Below are 18886 nucleotides of genomic sequence, written 5' to 3' on the forward strand. Positions count from 1 at the left end.
GGAACGCGGCGGAACCCCCTGACCTGCGACCAGGGGGTTCCGCCGTCACTCCGAAGCTCTCGCGCGCGAAGGGGGCAGCGCACCGGGTTCAGCCCGCGCGCCCCGCGTCGGCGCGCTCCACCACCGGCTCGCCCCGCCCGGCCACGTGCACCAGCACCAGCCCGAACCCGGCGATCACCACGTTCTGCAGCGCGGGGGCCAGCCCGTTCCACTGCTTCGACTGCCACATCAGGAACCACTCGCCGCCGATCACGATGAACCCCAGCCCGAACAGCAGCACCTGCATCCCGAACCCGGTCCCGGACAGCAGCGACCCCAGCCGCGACCGGCCGGACAGCCACGCCCCCAGCCCCACCAGCAGCACCACCGCCGTCAGCGCCTCCCAGGCGATGATCAGCACGTACGCGACCGTCACCAGCGCCGGGCTCGTGATCGCCCGCCACGCCGCGCTCGGCGCGCCGAACGTGGTGTCCATCGCGAACACGTGCTGCACGAACGCGTGGTTGGACCCGTAGTCGGTGACGTTGTTGAACGCCACCAGTGCCATGTAGACGCCGGCGACGGCGGTGAGCACCACGACCGCCGCGCGGGGTCCCCCGACCCGAGCCAGAAAGCGCATGACTGCTGAACCTAGTCACCGCGCGGCGGAAGTCCACGGGCCCGCGAACGATCACCCGGATGGCCGCGCCGACTGCTTCGGGTGCCCGATCCACCGGTCGGGCGGCGGGCCCCGGCCGTCCCGCCTACCTGCACGGGGGCGCGTAGTCCAGCTGCGGGACGTGCTCCCGCCAGGCGTCCTCGGTCAGCACGCCCCCGGTCCGCGCGCAGATCCGCCTGCGGGCCCAGTCCGCGTCCAGGTGCCACAGCCGCACCGTGCCGTCGGCCGAGCTGGTCGCCACCACCGAGCCGTCCGGGCTCACCGAGATGTCCCGCAGCGCCGAGTCGTGCCCGACCACGCCCTCGCCGATCGGCCGGGCCAGCGCGGGGGCCGAGGTGTCCCACAGCCGCAGCCGCGCGTCCTCGCCGCCGCTGGCCAGGGTGCGCCCGTCGGGGGTGAACACCACCGCCACCACGGCCTCCTCGTGCCCGGCCAGCGGCGCTCCCAGCGCCCTCGGCGCGGTCGGGTCCGAGAAGTCCCACAGCCGCACCAGCTTGTCGTCGCCCGCCGTCGCCAGCACCCGCCCGTCCGGGGACAGCGCGCCCGCCCGCACCGGGCCGTCGTGGCCGGGGAACCGGCCCGCCGCCCTCGGGCGCGCCGGGTCCGACACGTCCCACACCCGCAGCGCGCTGTCGGCGCTGCCGGTCACCAGGAACCGGCCGTCCGGGGTGAGCAGCGCGACGTTCACGTACCCGTCGTGCCCGGTCAGCGGCTCGCCCAGCTGCCTGGGGCGCGCCCGGTCGGACAGGTCCCACAGCAGGACGGTGTCGTCCTCGTCCGCCGTGACCAGCAGGTTCCCGCGCAGCGCCAGCGGCGAGCTGAACCGGGTGCGCAGCGGCAGCGGCTCGCCCAGCGGTTCCGGCTCCGCGCCCGGCCGCACGTCCCACAGCCGCACCGCCTTCGGGCCCGCCGTGACCATCGTGCGGCCGTCCTCGCCCAGCACCACCGCCCGCACCGGCTCGCCCGCGTCCCGCCGGTCGCCGATCGGGGTGGGCGCGTCCGGGCCGCCGGGACCGGCCAGGTCCCACGCGCGCACCGTGCCGTCCTCGCTGCCGGTCAGCAGCGCGCGCCCGTCCGGGGCGAACCGGGGGCCGACCGTGCGGGCGGCGTGCCCGACCAGCACCGTCGACGGCAGCGACCACATCCGCACCACCGGGTCCAGGCTGCCGGTGGCCAGCGCGCGGCCGTCGGGGGAGAACCCGACCGCGAACACCGTGCCGCTGCGGCCCGCCAGCGGCTTGCCCAGCGGCTGGACCCGCGCCGGGTCGGTGACGTTCCACAGCCGCGCCGTGCTGTCCGCCGCGCCCGAGGCCAGCACCCGCCCGTCCGGGGAGAACGCGACCGACCACACCGGGGCCAGGTGCAGCGCCAGCGGCCTGCCGCGCGCCTCGGGGGCGGCCGGGTCGGTGACGTCCCACAGCCGGATGCTGCGGTCCTCGCTGCCCGCGGCGAGGGTGCGGCCGTCGGGGGAGAACGCGACCGAGTGCACCGTGCTGTCGAACCCGCCCAGCGGCTCCCCGGCCTGCCTCGGCGCGCTCGGGTCCGCCACGTCCCACAGCCGCACGGTCGCGTCGTCCGAGCCGGAGGCCAGCAGCCCGGTGGGGGAGAAGGCCACGGTGCGCACCTGCTGCCCGTGCCCGGCCAGCTCCGCGACCTGCTTCGGGGCGCTCGGGTCGGTGACGTCCCACAGCCGCACCGCGCGGTCGGCGTGCGCGGACGCGAGCGTGCGGCCGTCCGGGGAGAACGCGACCAGGTAGACGGTGTCCCTGCCGGGGGACTCCGCGGTGCTCAGCTGCCTGGGGCGCGCCCGGTCGGCGACGTCCCACAGCCGGACCGAGCCGTCCTTGCCCGCCGACGCGAGCGTGCGGCCGTCGGGGGAGAACACGGCGGAGCTGACCCAGTCGCCGTGCCCGGTCAGCGGCTCGCCCAGCGGTTTCGGGTCGTCCCGGTCGGTGACGTCCCACAGCCGCACGGTGCGGTCGTAGCTGGCGGTGGCCAGGGTGCGGCCGTCCGGGGAGAACGTGGTCAGGTAGACCGCGCCGGTGTGCCCGGTCAGCGGGGTGGCCAGCGGCGCGCCGCCGGAGGAGATCAGCCGGGTGCCCAGGTCGAGCGCGGACGGCCGCATCCCGCGCGCGACCAGCGCCAGCTGCGCGGACAGCGACGGGTCGCGGTCGAGCAGCTTGTCGGCCTCGGCCACGACCTGCCGGAACACCGCGTCGTCGCGCTGGCGCACCGCCACCACGGCCGCGACCCCGGCGATCAGCGCGAGCACCACCACCAGCGCGGCCCCGCCGCGCAGCGCCCACACCCCGCGCCGGTGGTGCTGGCCGGACACCGCGAGGAAGTCGCCGGTGGCGCCGGTCGGGCCCGCGCCGTCCGCCCGGTGCCTGGTCGCCCAGTGCCTGGCCGCCTCCAGCCGCGCGCCCCGGTACAGCAGCGAGGAGTCCCGGCCCTGCTCGGCCCAGGCCGCCGCGTCCTCCTCCAGCCGCTGCCGCAGCAGCTCGCCCTCCCGGTCCTGGTCGATCCAGCCGCGCAGCCTCGGCCACGCCTGGATCAGCGCCTCGTGGGTGATCTCCACCGAGCCCGCGTCGAGGGTGACCAGCCGGGCGCGGGCCAGCACCTCCAGGGCCTCCTCGGCGGCGGCCGGGTCGCCCGCCTGGCCCACCAGCTCCTGCCGGGTGGAGCGGCGGCGGGTGTCGTGGGTGTCCGCGCCGATCCGCACCAGGCGCAGCAGCAGCGGGCGCGCGGCGCCCTGCGCGGCCGGGGGCAGGTCGGCCCAGGCGCGCTCGGCCGTGGCGGCCACCGCGCCCTGGATGCCGCCCGCCGCCCGGTACCCCGCGATGGTGAGCCTGCCCGCCTGCCTGCGCTGCCAGGTGGCGAGCAGGGCGTGCGAGAGCAGCGGCAGGGCGCCCGCGTCGTACGCGCCCCGCGCGCCGTGCACCGGCGTCCGACCGGCCCGCACGCCCAGGTCGCGCAGCATCAGCTCGACCAGGCCGGCCTCCAGCTGGAGCCCGGCCGCGCGCGCGGGCCTGGCCACCGCCTCGCGCAGCTCGGCCGAGGTCATCGGGCCCAGGACCATCTGCCGCTCCTGGAGCGCGTCGGCCAGCTCCGGGATCGCCAGGCAGCGCCCGTAGAAGTCGGCGCGCACGCCCAGCACGACCAGCGCGGGCGCGTGCCCGCCCGGCCGCTCCGGGGTGCAGGCCGCCGCCAGCGCCTGGACGAACAGCTGGACCTGCGCGTCGTCGCCGCAGAGGGTGAAGGCCTCCTCGAACTGGTCGACCACCAGCACCAGGCGCTCGCCGCCGCGCGCCCGCGCGTGCTCGGCGACAGCGGCCCTGACCCGTTCCGCGAAGTCGATCACGCCCAGCGACCTCGGGCCCGCGCCGCGCTCGGTCGGCGGGTCGTCGGGGAGCCCGCCGGGGGGCAGGACCGCGGACAGCTCGGGAACCCGCTCGACCAATTCGGCGAGCGGTTTCGCGCCCGGTGTCATGACGGCCGAGGGCCAGGTCGCGGAGCTCGGGTCGGCTAACGCCCCCTCGCGGATGGAGGGAATGAGGCCGGCGCGCACCAGCGAGGATTTCCCGGCGCCCGAGGCGCCGACCAGGACAACGATTCCGCCGTATTCCGTGGAATTGTCCAGCCGGGTGACGAGGGCGGCCGTGCTGCGTTCCCGGCCGAAGAACCAGGAGGAATCCTCGGGCTGGAAGGCGGCCAATCCCCGGTAGGGGCACACGCCGCTTTCCTCGGGCATTTCCGCGGGCCCGCTCTCGACGGCCGCGACGGGGCTGGCGAGGGCCTGCTCCCACAGCTCGCGCCACGCCTCCAGGTCGTGCAGCTCGGGGATCGGCGGGGTCGGCCGCTGCTTCCTGGCTTCACCGATGAGCACCTCCAGCACTACCGAGAGTGCCGAGAACCGGGCCGGGACGTTGCGCCCCCGGCGCCAGTCGCTCACCCGCTGCGCGGTCACCCGCACCGGTCGGCCCTGCTCGTCGACCCGGCGGGACCTGGCCACCGAGGCGGTCACGCGCTTGAGCGGGGGGTCGCCCGCCTCCGCGTAGAGCAGCGCGAAGCGTTCGGCGAAAGCGGTGCGAGGACCCGAACCGTGACCGTTCCCCACCATCCGCTGAGCGCCCTCCCCCGGTGCCGGTTTCCGGTCCGGAAAAACCGGATCGCGGTGTGAACAGGGCTTTTGCCCGCCTTCGGCGGCCCGCCCGTTCCACCTTAACGACCGGGGGTGCCAGGGTGCTCCCAGGCGTTGCGCCGACGCCGACCGGAAGTGCGGCGGGGCCGGGTGCGGTGGTTTACCCGGAGACAGCCGAACTCGGTGCGGGCCATTCGCCGCTGAGGAGTCCTGGGGGTCTTCTCAGCGGGGCTGAAAGGTCCGCGAACCGGGATGACCGCGTGGGGAGCGACTCGACCGAACGGGAACGAGGGGTGTGCGCCGGACCGAGTGCCGGTCACTGCCCGTGATGGTCGCCCTGGGTCGTGCCAGCCCGGTCGCACACCGGTGGGAAGGGCGGGGCGCCCGTCGCCCCGCGCCCCGCGCGAGCGGGGGTCGGAGCGCAACGCCGGAACAACGTTCCGGAGCGGGTCCGCGGTTTGCGCACAACGGCGTGCCCAAGCCGCGACCGCTTTGTTCGATGTCGTTTTTCCGCCAGAGTTCGGGGACGCGGTTCCGGGATCGCCGAGCGAAGCCCGAGGACGTGCAAGAGGACGCAGTGGAGCACAACCGGTCGATGTCACCAGACCACCTGGCTAACCGTGGTCGGCACTTCACCGGACCGCGCCCCCACCCCCATTGCGGGGCGCCTTCCGCACCCCGGACCGGGCCCGGCGCGGATGACGCGCCGAACGATCGGGCGCACCAGTTCCCCGAACCGCCGGCCACCCGTTCCGACCGCTCGCGGGAACCGCACGACGACCAGCCGGGCACGGGTTCGGACACGGGCGCGGACACGGGCGCGGGGGCGCCGGGGAGGGGGCCGAGGTGCTGAGGGCGGAACCGGGAGAACCGGGACGGCGAACGACGCCACGATCCACGCCGCAGAGGCCGGACGACCCGCAGAACCACACCCCACCGGACCCACGCGTCCCACCGAACACCCACCCCACGCCGACCAGCGCCAACTCCGAGCACCGCACCCACGTGGGCGCCCACGCGCCCGCCGACCGCCACACCACCACCCACCCGCCCGCCACCGATCGCCCGCCCGCCACCACCGGCAGGGCCACCCGCGGCGGCGCTCCCACCGCCGACCGCGCCCCGATCGGCAGCCGGATTCCGACCGCTGGTCAGCCCGCGGCGGCCAGCCGTGTCCCCGCCGACGCCAGCGCCCCCACCACCAGCCGTGCTGCCACCAGCCACGCCGGGGCCAACGCGGTTGCTCCTGCCGCTGGCCGCACCCCCGTTGGTCGTGCCTCGGCGGACGCCGGTGGTCCGACCGCCGGTCGTGGTGCCGCTGGTCGCGTCCCGGCCGCTGCTGGCGCGCCTGCCGCCAGCCACGCCGCCGCCAGCCGTGCCTCGGCCGGTGCGGGTGCTCCCGCCGCCGGCCGTGCTGCCCCCGGCCCCGCCCCAGCCGAAGTCGGCGCGCCCGCCACCGGCCACACCACCGCCCCCCGCCCCCGCGCCCCCCACCCCTTCGCCGACCACCCCACCGCCCCACCCACCACCGACCTGGTCGACCCCACCTGGGGCCCCAGGTCCGACCCGGTGGCCCGGGCGCTGCGCATGATCGTCGACGGCGTGGTCGACCGCGAGGGCGTGCCCGGTCTCGCCACCCGGCTCGGCTACAGCGTCCGCCAGGTCGAGCGCCGCCTCCTGGCCGAGCTGGGCTCCGGCCCGCTCGCCATCGCCCGCGCCCGCCGCGCGCGCACCGCCCGCCTCCTGGCCGAGACCACCGCCCTCCCCATGACCGAGATCGCCGTGGCGGCGGGCTTCGCGAGCGTGCGCGCGTTCAACGAGACGGTGCGCGAGCTGTTCGGCCGCTCGCCCACCGACCTGCGCGGCGGTCGCCGGGCTCCCGGCGGCGTGCCGGGCGCGGTCGTGCTGCGGTTGCCGTTCCGGGGGCCGCTGCACGCGCCGTCGCTGTTCGGGCCGCTGGTCGCGAACGCCGTCCCCGGCGTCGAGGAGTGGCGCGACGGCGCCTACCGCCGCACGCTGCGCCTCCCGCGCGGCCACGGCGTGGTCTCGCTGCGCCCGCGCGCCGACCACGTCGAGTGCGACCTGACCCTCACCGACTCCCGCGACCTCCCGGTCGCGATCTCCCGCTGCCGCCGCGCGCTGGACCTGGACGCCGACCCCGCCGAGGTCGACGGCGCCCTCCGCGCGGACCCCGCCCTGCGCCCGCTGGTCGACGCCGCGCCGGGCACCAGGGTCCCCGGCGTGGTCGACGGCGCGGAGTGCGCGGTGCGCGCCCTGCTCGGCGAAGGCACGGGCACGGGCGCAGCCATGGGCGCGGGCGCCAACGCGGGCTGGGCGCACCGGGTGGTGCGCGAGGCGGGCGAGGCCGTCCCCGACCCGGCGGGCGGCGGCCTGACCCACCTCTTCCCGACGCCGCAAGCGCTCCTGGACCTGGACCCGGCCCTGCTCCCCCCACCGGCGCGCGCCCCGCTCACCGCCCTGCTCACCGCGCTGGTGGGCGGCGTCGACCTGGGCGCGGGCGCGGACCGCGCCGAGGCCCGGTCGGCGCTGCGCTGCGCGGGCGAGCGCGTGCTGGACGCCGTCCTCACCCGCTCGCTGGGCGACCCGGACGGCTTCTGCCCCGACGACCCCGCCGTGCGCGCCGCCGCGGGCGGGATCGGCCTGCCGGTCACCGCCGCCGCGCTGGCCGACCGCTCGCGCGCGTGGCGCCCGTGGCGCGCCTACGCGACCCGCTACCTGCTGGGCCGCGCCCCGACCTGACCCCCCGGAACCCTTGTCCCGCAAGCGAAAACGGTGGTTCACCCACCCGGCCGAACCGGGCGCTCTATGATCGCCCTGACCGGACTCGGGAAATCGTGGCGGAAATCGGTTTCGCCTGCGCCTGATCTGCCTATCCTCAGCGCGTCCCGAGTCGTCATGGACGGAGATCCCCCGTTGAGCACGGACCAGCTGTTCAGCCACCTTGAGTCGCACGACGCGCACTTCCCGGTGCCCGCCTCCGCCGAGCCGAGCTACGAGGACCTGTTCCACGAGCCGCCCGCGACCATCGACGCCTCGTCCTGATCGGACGCTCCCCCGACTCCCGTTGGCGCAGCGGGAAGACCGCCGCCAACGGGAGCCTCGCGCGCGCTGGAACCGCTGCGCCCCAACGGGCGCTACCCGGCGCCCAGCCGCGCCACCGCGTCCGGCAGCGTCACCGCTTCCAGCCGACCGCGCCCGCGATGCAGCGCGACACCGGCGCCAGCTCCTTGAGCTGAGGCCCGTCCGGCCACCAGTCGGCGCAGATCACCAGTCCGGGCTCGACCAGCTCCAGCCCGTCGAACAGCCCCAGCAGCTCCGCGCGCGTGATGAACTTCCCGCTGCCCATGGGACTGTGCAGGAACGCCTGCTCCATCCGCCGCGCCAACCGGCTCAGCTCCTCGGTCTCCGGGTCGAGGAAGTGGCTCAGCGCCACGAAGGAGCCGGACGGCAGCGCGTCCACGTACTTCGCCATGATCTCCCGCGACGTCGGCGAGGTCCCGTTGTGGTGGTGCATCGTCCCGAGCTGCAGCAGCGCCACCGGCTTGCTGAAGTCGATGTGCTCGCGCACCACCGGGTCGTCCAGGATCGCCTCGGGGTCGAAGATGTCCGCCGCCGAGAAGTGCGTCTGGTCGTTCTCCTCCAGCAGCGCCCGCCCGTGCGCCAGCACCACCGGGTCGTTGTCCACGTACACCACCCGCGCCTCGGGCTGGAGCCGCTGCACGACCTGGTGGGTGTTCTCCGCCGTGGGCAGCCCCGAACCGCAGTCCAGGTACTGCGTGATCCCGGTCTGGCTGGCCAGGAACCTGGTCGCCCTGATCAGGAACCCCCGGTTGTCCACCGCCAGCGTCGCCGCCTCCGGTGTCACCTGCTGCACCCGGCGCAGCACCTCGCGGTCGATCTCGTAGTTGTCCTTGCCGTTGAGGAACGCGTCGTAGACCCTGGCGATGCTCGCCTTGGTCGTGTCGATGTAGACCGGGGCGGGGGCGTCCGGCGACAGAGCGGGCATGGCTACCTCGCAGGGTGGTCCGGGAGTAGAACTGCTCGTGCACCTCAGCACAGACGATCATCGAGGGGTATGGGCCCGCGCTGCGCGGGGACCGCTGTCGGGAGGGGTTGGGCGGACGTGGGTGTACGTTCAGTGACGATGCGATGTCGGGCCACCGCGGCGCTACCGCCGATCGGGTGCGCGCCACGGCGAGCGGGGAGGATCGGCGATGGCCACCGGTGAGCCCCGGCTCCCCAGCGGCGAGCGGGACAGCGGCCCCACCGCGCTGAGGATCGTGCTCGGCGCCCAGCTGCGCAGGCTGCGCGAGGCCGCGGAGATCACCCGAGCCCAGGCCGGCTACCAGATCAGGGGCTCCGACTCCAAGATCAGCCGCTTGGAGCTGGGCCGGGTCGGGTTGAAGGAGCGCGACGTCTCCGACCTGCTGACCATGTACGGGATGGTCGACGAGGACGCGCGGCAGAAGTTCCTGGCGATGGTCCGCAGGTCCAACGAGCCGGGGTGGTGGCACCGCTACACCGATCTGATGCCCGACTGGTTCCAGGACTACGTCGGGCTGGAGGAGGCGGCGACCCGCATCCTCAGCTACGAGACGCACTTCGTGCCCGGCCTGCTCCAGACCGAGGACTACGCGCGCGCCATCGCCAGCCACGGCAGGCCGGAGCTGGCGGGCCCGGAGGTGCAGCGCCGGGTGACGCTGCGGATGAGCCGCCAGAAGGTGCTCGCCAGGCCCGGCGCGCCCCGGCTGTGGGTGGTGATCGACGAGTCGGTGCTGCACCGGCCGATCGGCGGCAGGCAGGTCCTCCTCGACCAGTTGGACCACCTCCTGGAAGTGACCAAGCAGCCGCTCGTCACCCTCCAAGTGGTCCCATTCCCACTCAGCGGATATGCCGCCGAAGGGCCGTTCACGATGCTCCGGTTCGGGGAACCGGACCTGCCGGACATCGTCTACGTGGAGCACCTCGCGGGCGCGCTCTACCTGGACAAACCCGAGGAGCTGGAGATCTACGGGCGGGTGTTCGACCGGCTCACCGTCGATGCGGAGACGCCCGATCGCAGCAGGCAGGCATTGGTGAAGGCGCGCGCCGCGCTGTGACCTCCGGTTAGGGGTTTCCGCCATTAGAGGGAGATTCCGCCGCTGCATATGCACGTGCATTTACGGGTGTCCACGCCGCTGCTAGCGTCCGTGCACGGCTCAGATGCACGTGCAGATGCACTGTCTGCGGAGCTTCGGACCGAAGGGGTGGAGCATGGCGAGCAGGGTCCACAACGGCATGTCGGCGGCGTCGCTGCAGGGGGTGGTGTGGCGCAAGAGCGCACGCAGCGGCGCCCTGGGCAACTGCGTGGAACTCGCCCACGTCGACGGGGGGATCGCCGTCCGCAACTCGCGCTTCCCCGACGGTCCGGCCCTGGTCTACACCAGGGAGGAGGTCGCCGCCTTCGTCGCCGGCGCGAAGGACGGCGAGTTCGATGACCTCCTCGGCTGACCAGGGGGGCCGAACAGCCGGGCAGTTGCGCCAGTTGATCGCGCGGGGGTTCCAGTTCCTGCACCCGCGCGACGCGAGGGGTGAACTGGCGGCTGTCGTCGGCGTCCGCGCCCACCACACCGTGATCGACGTGGTCAGGCTGCACGACGCGGACAACGCGGTCGCGACCCGGATGCCCGCCGACGAGTCGAACGTGCTGTTCCCCAGCAGGTTCTCGTGGCGCAGCCGGGGATCGGCGACCGCGGTGCTGGAAGAGCTCCTCGAACTACCGGACGACCGGATGACCTAGGTCGTCCCTCCCCCGGCGAACTGACCTGGGTGAGCGCACGGGTCCGGGCCCCACGCGCCGGGGTCCCCGGCCCGCTCCCCGTTCGTCGAGACCGGCGCGGTGGTCGCCGCAGGCGCCCTCGTGGGCGCCGCCTGACCGTACGGCGATCACCGCGCCGCGCCGGAGAGAACGAGGGGTTCCACCGTCCACAGCGGACGTCGATCGTCGGGCTCGGGTTGGTGCGCCAGCACCTCCCGGCGTCACAGGGGGTGACGACGAGCGAGGTCCGCGCGGGGTTCGGCTTCCCGATGCGCGAGCACGGGCGGCACGACCCCCGCGGTGGTCGGTGGGACGCCGACAAGCGGATGCCCCCTCCCGGAATCCTCGGGAGGGGGCATCCGCGCGTCCGGGGACGTCCGCTACTCGCGCGCGGACTTCTCCACAGGGCTGTCCACAGGTGTGGAGAGTTCGAACAGGCGTTCGATCGCCGCGACCTGCTCGGCGGTGCACCCGGCCTGGCGCACCTCGTCGGCGGTCGGCGCGACCGGCCGCGACGCCTGCGCGTGCTCCTGGACCAGCACCAGGCACCGGTCCACCTGCTGCGGTTCCGGCGCGGCGGGCCGCTTGGTCTCGACGGGCGGCGCTCCCGCCTGCTGCGGCGCGGAGTTCGCCGCCTGACCGCCCTGGACCGCCTGGCCCTGGGGGTTCGCGCCGACCGCGTCCGGCGCCGCCGGGGCCTGCTGGTCGGGCGCGGGGGACCCCGCCGAACCCGGCGCTGAGGAGTCGGGCGCCGAGGAGTCGGGCGCCGAGGAGTCGGGAGCCGAGGAGTCGGGCGCTGACGAATCGGGAGCCGAGGAGCCCGGAGCCGAGGAGTCCGCGGCTGCTGATTCGGCCGCCGCAGCCTCAGACGCCGCAGCCTCAGACGCCGACTCCGGGGCCGCCGACTCCGGCGCGGTCGACGACGATTCCCCCGACGCCCCGGCGCCTTCCGGCTTCCCGCCGTCGGAACCGCCCTCGTCCTCGTCCGCGCCCGGCGGCAGCGCGGGCACCTCCACCGCGCCGTCCGAGTAGGCCCGCATCCAGGTCTCCACCGCCACCACGTAGGTCCGCGAGTGGTTGTACCGGAACACCGCCGCGTCCAGGTCGCTCTGCTTCGCCAGGTCCATCCCGCCCGAGCACAGGTACTTCCCGGCCGCGACCGCCGAGTCGTGGATGTTGTGCGGGCTGGACGCCCCGTCGCCGTTGCCGTCGGCGGCGTAGCGCTGCCACGTCGACGGGATGAACTGCATCGGCCCGACCGCGCGGTCCCAGGTCCGGTCCCCGTCGTGCCGACCGCCGTCGGTGTCCCGGATCGCCGCGAACTCCCCGCCGTCCAGCACCGGCCCGAGGATCTGCGGCGCGGTCTCCCCGGCGGGGTCGGCCCGCCCGCCGCGCGCGTGCCCCGACTCGACCTTCCCGATGCCCGCCAGGTGGTACCAGCGCAGGTTGCACGACCCGGCGAGCGACCGCTCGGCCTCGCGGTACGCCTCCAGCACGTTCACCGGGATGCCCTTGGCCCCCGTGGTCGCGGGCGGCGCCGGTTCCGCCCCCGCCGCGCGATCGGCCTCCCGACCCCGCGGCGGGGACTCGGGTGTCGCCGCCGGTGTCAGGCCGTCGGAGTCCTCCACCGCCATCGGCCGGATGCTCCGCTCCGCGAGCGGGGGCGAGGTCGAGGCCGCGGCGAGCGGCGCGGGGTCTGGCAGCGCCGCGTTGGATGATGCCGCGATGGCGCAGAGGACACCGACCATCGCGGTCAGCGCCGGACGCCGGTGGGTCGTCTCACGTGGGTGCACGGGGAATCCCAATACCGTCGTGGGTGGTCAGCGATCTGCGATCCACTAGTAACACGGCTGGTGGGGGTGCTAACCGCCGTTCCCCCCATCGAGTTGGTGTTTGTTCGCCGTCTGATCGCTCGGACCGGTTAACTTCCGCCCTTGACCGTGCACCGGTTCCCGGCGCGACGGACAGTGCTGCGGGGTTCACCCCCAGTTCACATCCGCCGGATTCCGGTCCTCGATCACGGAGTTGTGCCGATGCCCGAGATAGGGATGGCGCGCCGCCTCACCGCGGCCATGATTTCCACTGGCCTAGCGCTGGGAGGCACGCTGGTCGCGACGGGGGTCGCCGAAGCGACCGTCGTCACCAACTTCACCCCCGTGTACGAAAAGTCCGTCTACGGCGACTTCGTCCAGACGGGCAACGGCAACATGGGCTGCCCGACGGGGGCCGACCCGGCCTCGCTCAACAGCCTGTCCTTCACGGACTGCGTGACCGCCCAGGGCGGCACGGCCACCGGCAACAACGGCCGCGAGTCCCACTACATGAAGTACGTGGACGCGGACGGCGGGGGCAACGTCGCCACGTACAACTCCTCGATCGCCAAGGTCAACATTCCGGCGGGCGCGACCATCGACTACGCCCGGCTCCACTGGGGCGGCAACACCGGCGTCTTCCGCAACGCCACGGACGCCACCGGCAACCGGGGCTGCGCGCCCGGCTACACCAGCTCGGCGAGCACCTTCCCGGCGGGCAACCCCGCCACCGCCCAGATCTCGATGGCCATCGGCGCGGGGACCCCGCTGACCATCGGCCCCGACTCCTACGTCGCCGACGACGCCCCGACGCTGGTGCAGAACGAGGCCCAGCAGTACGTGGCGTGGACCGACGTCAAGAGCCTGCTCGGCCCGGCCGTCACCGGCTCCGACGTCAACCTGACCATCGGCAACATCTGGACCCCCCAGGGCTACGGCTGCCACGCGGGCTGGTCGCTGACCGCCGTCTACGCCCTCCCCAACCCGACCGGTGGCGCGATCAAGCGCTCCATCCAGATCAAGAACGGCTACGTCAAGCAGCACGCCTCCGAGGGCAACTACACGACCTCGCTGGAGACCCTCGACGGGGCCAGCAAGACGACCGGCAGCCGCCTCGGCGTCACGGCCTTCGGCGGCCACCAGAACCTGACCTCCGACGCGCTGTCCTACAAGGGCACCGCGCTCACCGAGCCCAGGCTCAACAACTCGACGAACTTCTTCGCGTCCACGGCGACCAACCAGGTCACGCCGTCGGTCGTGAACAACTTCAGCGTCGACGCCAAGGTCGCGGTGCCGACCAACGTCGCGGTGGGCGACCGGAGCGGCGCCGTGGTCGTGGGCAGCGGCAGCGACACGTTCGTGCTCTCCAGCCTCGCCATGTCCGTGCCGACCCCCGGCATCTACATCACCGCGACGCCGAGGACCACCCCGCCGTACTACCAGGGCGACTCGGTCATCTACGACGTCGTGGTCGGCACCTCGGACAACCAGACGATCACGAACGTCGGGGTCAGCAACACCGACCAGGCGTTCGGGGACTGCAACAGGCCCAGCACCGCCACGTTGACCAGCGGCAACCCCACGCTCTCGTACTCGTGCACCGTCCCGGCGGGGACCGCGAACTTCAACAACACCATCCAGGCGGTGGGCGCCAACGCCTTCCTGGAGCCGGTCAGCGACTCCAAGACGATCACGGCGACCGTGAGCACCATCGGCCTGTCGCTGACCAAGACCGCCGACAAGGCGACCTACAGCGCGGGCGAGACGATCACCTTCACCGTCACCGCCGCGAACACCGGCAACACGGCGCTGACCAACGTCGCGATCGCCGACGCGAAGGTGAACGCCTGCGCCAAGAACCAGGCGACCCTCGCGGCGGGCGCGCAGCTCGTCTCCACGTGCACGGCCACCGCGCCGATCGCCGGTGACGCGAACACGGCCACCGTGTCGGCCACCGACGCGCGTGGCGGCACCGTCAACAACACGGCCACCGCGAACGCCTACTCCGAGGGCGCCATCTCCGGCCGGGTCTTCGCCGACCGCGACGACAACGGCGCGTTCGACGCCCCCATGGGCGACACCAACCTGGTGAACGTCGGGATCTCGCTGACCGGCACCGAGACCAACGGCGGCGCCCCGGTCAGCCTGAACACGGTCACCGCGCCCGACGGCACGTGGTCCTTCGCGAACCTGAAGGCGGGCAACTACACCGTCACCAAGGACCCGACACCGGACTACGACCCCGGCAAGCGCACTCCGGGCAACGCGGCCACCGCGCCTCTCAACACCGAGACGTTCACCGTCGCGCTCCCCGGCGGCCAGTCCTCCACCGGCAACCTGTTCGCCGTGATCCCCACGTCGAGCCTGTCCGGCTTCGTCTACGAGGACAGCAACAACAACGGCGTCAAGGACACCGGTGAGAAGGGCATCCAGGGCGTCGCGATCGCGCTGAGCGGCATCGACGACGGCGGCAACGCGGCGAACTGGAACACCAGCACCGACGTCGACGGCGCGTACACCTTCAAGGCCCTGCGCCAGGGCAACTACAACCTGTCCGAGACCCAGCCCGCGGGCTGGACCGACGGCAAGGACACCCCCGGCTCGGCGGGCGGCACGCGCGACGCGCCGGACTCGATCGTCAACATCCAGCTCGACCCGCGCGTCACCGCCATCGACTACCTGTTCGGCGAGTACAAGGGCACGTCGATCGCGGGCAAGGTCGTGGACGACAAGGACATGGGCATCGCGGGCGTCAAGCTCACGGTGACCGGCGGCGCCGGTCCGCTGGAGGCGACCACCGACGCGGGCGGCGCGTTCAGCTTCACCCTCGCGCCGGGCACCTACACCCTCACCGAGGAGCAGCCGCTCGGCTACGCCCAGGGCACCGACACGGTGGGCACCACCGGCGGCACCCACTCGGCGGAGAACACCTTCAGCGCCATCGTGCTGAAGTCCGGCGACGCGGGCACCGGCTACGTCTTCAAGGAGAAGCGCGGCTCGCTGACCGGCTACGTCTACGAGGACAAGAACGGCAACGGCAACAAGGACGCCGCCGAGCCGGGCATCGCGAACGTCAGCGTGAAGATGACCGGCACGGACGCGATGTCCCGCCCGGTCAACACCACGATGACCACCAACTCCCAGGGCCTCTACACCTTCGCGGGTGTCGTCGGCGGCACCTACTCGCTGACCGAGACCCAGCCCGAGGGCTACGAGAACGGCGTGGACAAGGCGGGCACGGTCGGCGGTGACTACACGCCGCCGGACACGATCAGCGACATCTCGTTCCCGGCGGGCGCCGACGCGACCGGCTACCTGTTCGGCGAGTACAAGTTCGGCTCGATCTACGGCGAGGTCCTGAACGACAAGGGCAACCCGATCGCCAACGTGAAGATCACGCTGGAGAACGACGAGCGCGCCCCGATCGGCCAGATGACGATGACCGACGAGTTCGGCCAGTTCGTCTTCGAGGACATCGTCCCCGGCACCTACAAGCTGGTCGAGGAGCAGCCGGCCGGCTACGCCGACGGCCCGGACACGGCGGGCACCGGTGGGGGTGACACCTCCGTCGCCGACACCATCGGCCTGATCCCGGTCGGGTCCGGCGACATCCTCACCGGCTACCAGTTCACCGAGAAGCGCGGCTCGCTCGCGGGCTACGTCTACGAGGACACCAACAACAACGGCCTCAAGGACACCGGCGAGAAGGGCATCCAGGGCACCGAGCTGACCCTGACCGGCACCGACGCGCAGGGCAAGGCCGTCAACCTGACGGCGACCACCGACGCCGCCGGTCTGTACAAGATCGAGTTCATCGTCGGCGGCACGGGCTACACGCTCAGCGAGAAGCAGCCCGCCGGGTACGTGACCGGCAAGAACAAGGTCGGCAGCCAGGGCGGCACGCTCACCGCGCCCGACAAGGTCACCGGCATCACCTTCTCCGCGGGCGCCGCGGCGACCGGCTACCTGTTCGGCGAGCTGACGCCCGCCTCGCTGGCCGGCGACGTGGTCAACGAGAAGGGCGAGGGCATCGCGGGCGTGACCGTGGTGCTGACCGGCACCGACGACATGTCGACGACCGTCAACAAGTCCGCGGTCACCACGGCGGGCGGCAAGTACGCGTTCAACTCGCTGCGCCCCGGCACGTACAACGTGACCGAGACGCAGCCGGACGGCTACGGCCAGGGCACGGCCACCCCCGGCAGCGCGGGCGGCACGGCGCTGGGCGCCGACGAGATCACCGGTGTGGTGATCACCTCGGAGGCGAAGGCCACCGGGTACCGCTTCAGCGAGAAGCGCGGCTCGCTCTCCGGCGTGGTCTTCGACGACCGCGACAACGACGGCGTGCGCGACGACGGCGAGCCGGGCATCCAGGGCGTGACCCTGACGCTGAAGGGCAACTCGGAGTGGTGCGCGGTCGGCGAGCCCGACGGCACCGACACCGAGACCGACAACGGCACGGGCACCCCGACGCCGGACACGGGCACGGACCCCGGTACGGGTACTGACCCCGGCACGGGCACCGACCCCGGTACAGGTACTGACCCTGGCACCGGTACCGACCCCGGTACTGGCACCGACCCCGGTACGGGTACTGACCCCGGCACCGGTACCGACCCCGGTACGGGTACCGACCCCGGCACTGGCACCGACCCCGGTACGGGCACGGACACCGGCACCGACCCCGGCACCGGTTCGGGCGGCACGCCTGACACCGGCGTGGGCGCGGGTGGCACTCCGGACACCGGTGGCGGCCGGGTCGACCCGACCGACGCCACCGCCGACGCCACCACCGCCGACGGCGAGATGACCACCATGGCCGACCCGGCCGTCTCGGCGGGCGACGCCGCGCCGACCTGCGCGGTCACCCTCACCGCCACCACCGACGCGTCCGGCGTGTTCTCCTTCGCCGGCCTGGTCGGCGGCACGTACGACCTGATGGAGACCCAGCCCGCCGCGTACGCGGACGGCAAGGACACCGCGGGCACGGCGGGTGGCACCGTCACCGCTCCCGACGCGATCATGGGCATCGTGCTGGCGGGCGGCGTCGACGCCACCGGTTACCTGTTCGGCGAGCGCGCCGGCGTCATCACCGGCACGGTCTGGGTCGACGCCAACGGCGACGGCAAGATCGACACCACCGAGCTGGGCCGCATCGCAGGCGCCAAGGTCGACCTGATGCAGGGCGACAGCACCACCCCGCTCGCCAGCGCCACCACCACGACCGAGGGCACCTACGAGTTCAAGGACGTCCCCGCGGGCGACTACTCGCTGATGCTCACGCTTCCGATGGGCTACGGGGCGACCACGCCGACCACGGTCAAGGTCACCACGACCACGACCAGCGGCACGAACGTGGACTTCGGCGTGCAGAAGGGCGCCATCGGCGACTTCGTGTGGGACGACCTGAACCGCAACGGCCTGCAGGACGCTGGTGAGCCCGGCATCGCCGGGGTCAAGGTCAACCTGCTGGACGAGCAGGGCGAGGTGAAGAGCAGCACCACCACGAACGCCAGCGGCAAGTACATGTTCGGCGACCTGGACGAGGGCACCTACCGCGTCCAGTTCACCGTGCCCACCGGCCGCACGTTCACCGCGCAGAACGCGGGCGCTCCCGAGAAGAGCTCCGCGGTCGACCGCTCGAACGGCCTCAGCGGGCCGATCGTGTTCAAGGTGGCCGACAGCAAGGTCATGCAGAACATGAACGTCGACGCCGGTGTCGTCGACCGGATCACGGACCTGGGCGTCACCCTCACGGCGGACAACCCGTCGCCGCAGGTGGGCTCGCAGGTCGTGATCACCAGCAAGGTGGTCAACACCGGGACCGTGCCGGTCAACGGCGCGATCGCGACGATCACCATCCCGCAGGGCCTGACCATCAACGGGGTCGACGGCGGCGCGCCGCAGGCCCAGGGCGTGGCGATGGCCAGGGCCGCTCGGGCGGACGAGGGCTGGACCTGCGCGGTGAACGGCCAGCAGGTCGTCTGCACCACGCCGGACGTCATCCAGCCGGGCGCCTCCTCGCTGCCGATCACCATCACCACCACCGCGAACAGCGCGTTCACCACCACGAACGCCACCGCGCTGGTGACGCTGGCGGACGGCACGGGCGACGACAACCCGGCCAACGACGGCGCGACCACCCCGGCCCTGTCGACGGAGACCCCGTCCACGGGCGGCCCCAACACGGGTGGTGGCACGACGCAGCAGCCGATGCCCCCGATGCCCCCGAACGGCATGGGGAACATGCCGCTCGCGTGGACCGGTTCGGAGATCCGACCGGTGCTGATCGGCGGCCTGGCGCTGCTCCTCGCGGGCCTGGGAACCCTGTTCCTCGGCAAGCGCAGGCGCAAGCAGGGCATGTGATGATTGACTAGCGGGACCCTGGGGGCGGCCCCCGGACCACACCGGTCCGGGGGCCGCTCCCGTTCGCGCGGCGGGATCGGCCCGAGGTCCGA

General features: G+C 73.4%; 10 protein-coding genes. 6 read left to right on the top strand and 4 right to left on the bottom strand.

The features are described from left to right. Positions 1 to 88: 88 nt before the first annotated feature. Both AMIR_RS02825 and AMIR_RS02830 read right to left on the bottom strand, forming a co-directional pair. Positions 89 to 619, bottom strand: a complete 531-nt coding sequence (locus AMIR_RS02825; RefSeq protein WP_012783190.1) for a DUF2165 domain-containing protein — start codon at positions 617 to 619, stop codon at positions 89 to 91. A gap of 124 nt (positions 620 to 743) precedes the next feature. After that, positions 744 to 4778 (bottom strand): WD40 repeat domain-containing protein, encoded by a 4035-nt coding sequence (locus tag AMIR_RS02830; RefSeq protein WP_012783191.1) that lies wholly within the window; start codon positions 4776 to 4778, stop codon positions 744 to 746. 1590 nt (positions 4779 to 6368) lie between these two features. On the opposite strand from AMIR_RS02830, the gene AMIR_RS02835 reads away from it, so the two are divergent. After that, entirely contained in the window at positions 6369 to 7559 is a 1191-nt protein-coding gene (locus tag AMIR_RS02835; protein ID WP_049796731.1) for an AlkA N-terminal domain-containing protein, read from the top strand. A 174-nt stretch (positions 7560 to 7733) separates the two neighbouring features. Beyond that, positions 7734 to 7862 (top strand): hypothetical protein, encoded by a 129-nt coding sequence (locus AMIR_RS42575; RefSeq protein WP_276145714.1) that lies wholly within the window; start codon positions 7734 to 7736, stop codon positions 7860 to 7862. A gap of 130 nt (positions 7863 to 7992) precedes the next feature. On the opposite strand, the gene AMIR_RS02840 is transcribed toward AMIR_RS42575, so the two are convergent. Next, positions 7993 to 8826, bottom strand: coding sequence for an SAM-dependent methyltransferase (locus AMIR_RS02840; RefSeq protein WP_012783195.1), 834 nt, complete (start codon positions 8824 to 8826; stop codon positions 7993 to 7995). A gap of 208 nt (positions 8827 to 9034) precedes the next feature. On the opposite strand from AMIR_RS02840, the gene AMIR_RS02845 reads away from it, so the two are divergent. From AMIR_RS02845 to AMIR_RS02855, 3 genes are all read left to right on the top strand, one after another. Beyond that, positions 9035 to 9919, top strand: a complete 885-nt coding sequence (locus AMIR_RS02845; protein WP_012783196.1) for a helix-turn-helix domain-containing protein — start codon at positions 9035 to 9037, stop codon at positions 9917 to 9919. Positions 9920 to 10073: 154 nt separating this feature from the next. After that, positions 10074 to 10310 (top strand): DUF397 domain-containing protein, encoded by a 237-nt coding sequence (locus AMIR_RS02850; protein ID WP_041836536.1) that lies wholly within the window; start codon positions 10074 to 10076, stop codon positions 10308 to 10310. Between the two features lie 25 nt (positions 10311 to 10335). Further along, positions 10336 to 10599: a hypothetical protein gene (locus AMIR_RS02855; protein ID WP_240438802.1), complete on the top strand. Its 264-nt coding sequence runs from the start codon at positions 10336 to 10338 to the stop codon at positions 10597 to 10599. Positions 10600 to 10997: 398 nt separating this feature from the next. Here AMIR_RS02855 and AMIR_RS39920 read toward each other — a convergent pair whose 3' ends face one another. Beyond that, positions 10998 to 12410 (bottom strand): lytic murein transglycosylase, encoded by a 1413-nt coding sequence (locus AMIR_RS39920; protein ID WP_245554576.1) that lies wholly within the window; start codon positions 12408 to 12410, stop codon positions 10998 to 11000. 363 nt (positions 12411 to 12773) lie between these two features. Between AMIR_RS39920 and AMIR_RS42580 the strand changes: the two genes are divergently transcribed. Next, a complete protein-coding gene (locus tag AMIR_RS42580; protein WP_187313477.1) occupies positions 12774 to 18794 on the top strand; it encodes an SdrD B-like domain-containing protein in 6021 nt (2006 codons plus the stop codon). Positions 18795 to 18886 lie beyond the last annotated feature (92 nt).

This window comes from Actinosynnema mirum DSM 43827, assembly GCF_000023245.1.
In the GTDB taxonomy this organism is placed as follows: domain Bacteria; phylum Actinomycetota; class Actinomycetes; order Mycobacteriales; family Pseudonocardiaceae; genus Actinosynnema; species Actinosynnema mirum.

Coding starts and splice junctions, on each gene's coding strand:
- AMIR_RS02825 (WP_012783190.1), bottom strand. CDS start 619: ATGCGCTTTCTGGCTCGGGTCGGGGGACCCCGCGCGGCGGTCGTGGTG.
- AMIR_RS02830 (WP_012783191.1), bottom strand. CDS start 4,778: ATGGTGGGGAACGGTCACGGTTCGGGTCCTCGCACCGCTTTCGCCGAA.
- AMIR_RS02840 (WP_012783195.1), bottom strand. CDS start 8,826: ATGCCCGCTCTGTCGCCGGACGCCCCCGCCCCGGTCTACATCGACACG.
- AMIR_RS02845 (WP_012783196.1), top strand. CDS start 9,035: ATGGCCACCGGTGAGCCCCGGCTCCCCAGCGGCGAGCGGGACAGCGGC.
- AMIR_RS02850 (WP_041836536.1), top strand. CDS start 10,074: ATGGCGAGCAGGGTCCACAACGGCATGTCGGCGGCGTCGCTGCAGGGG.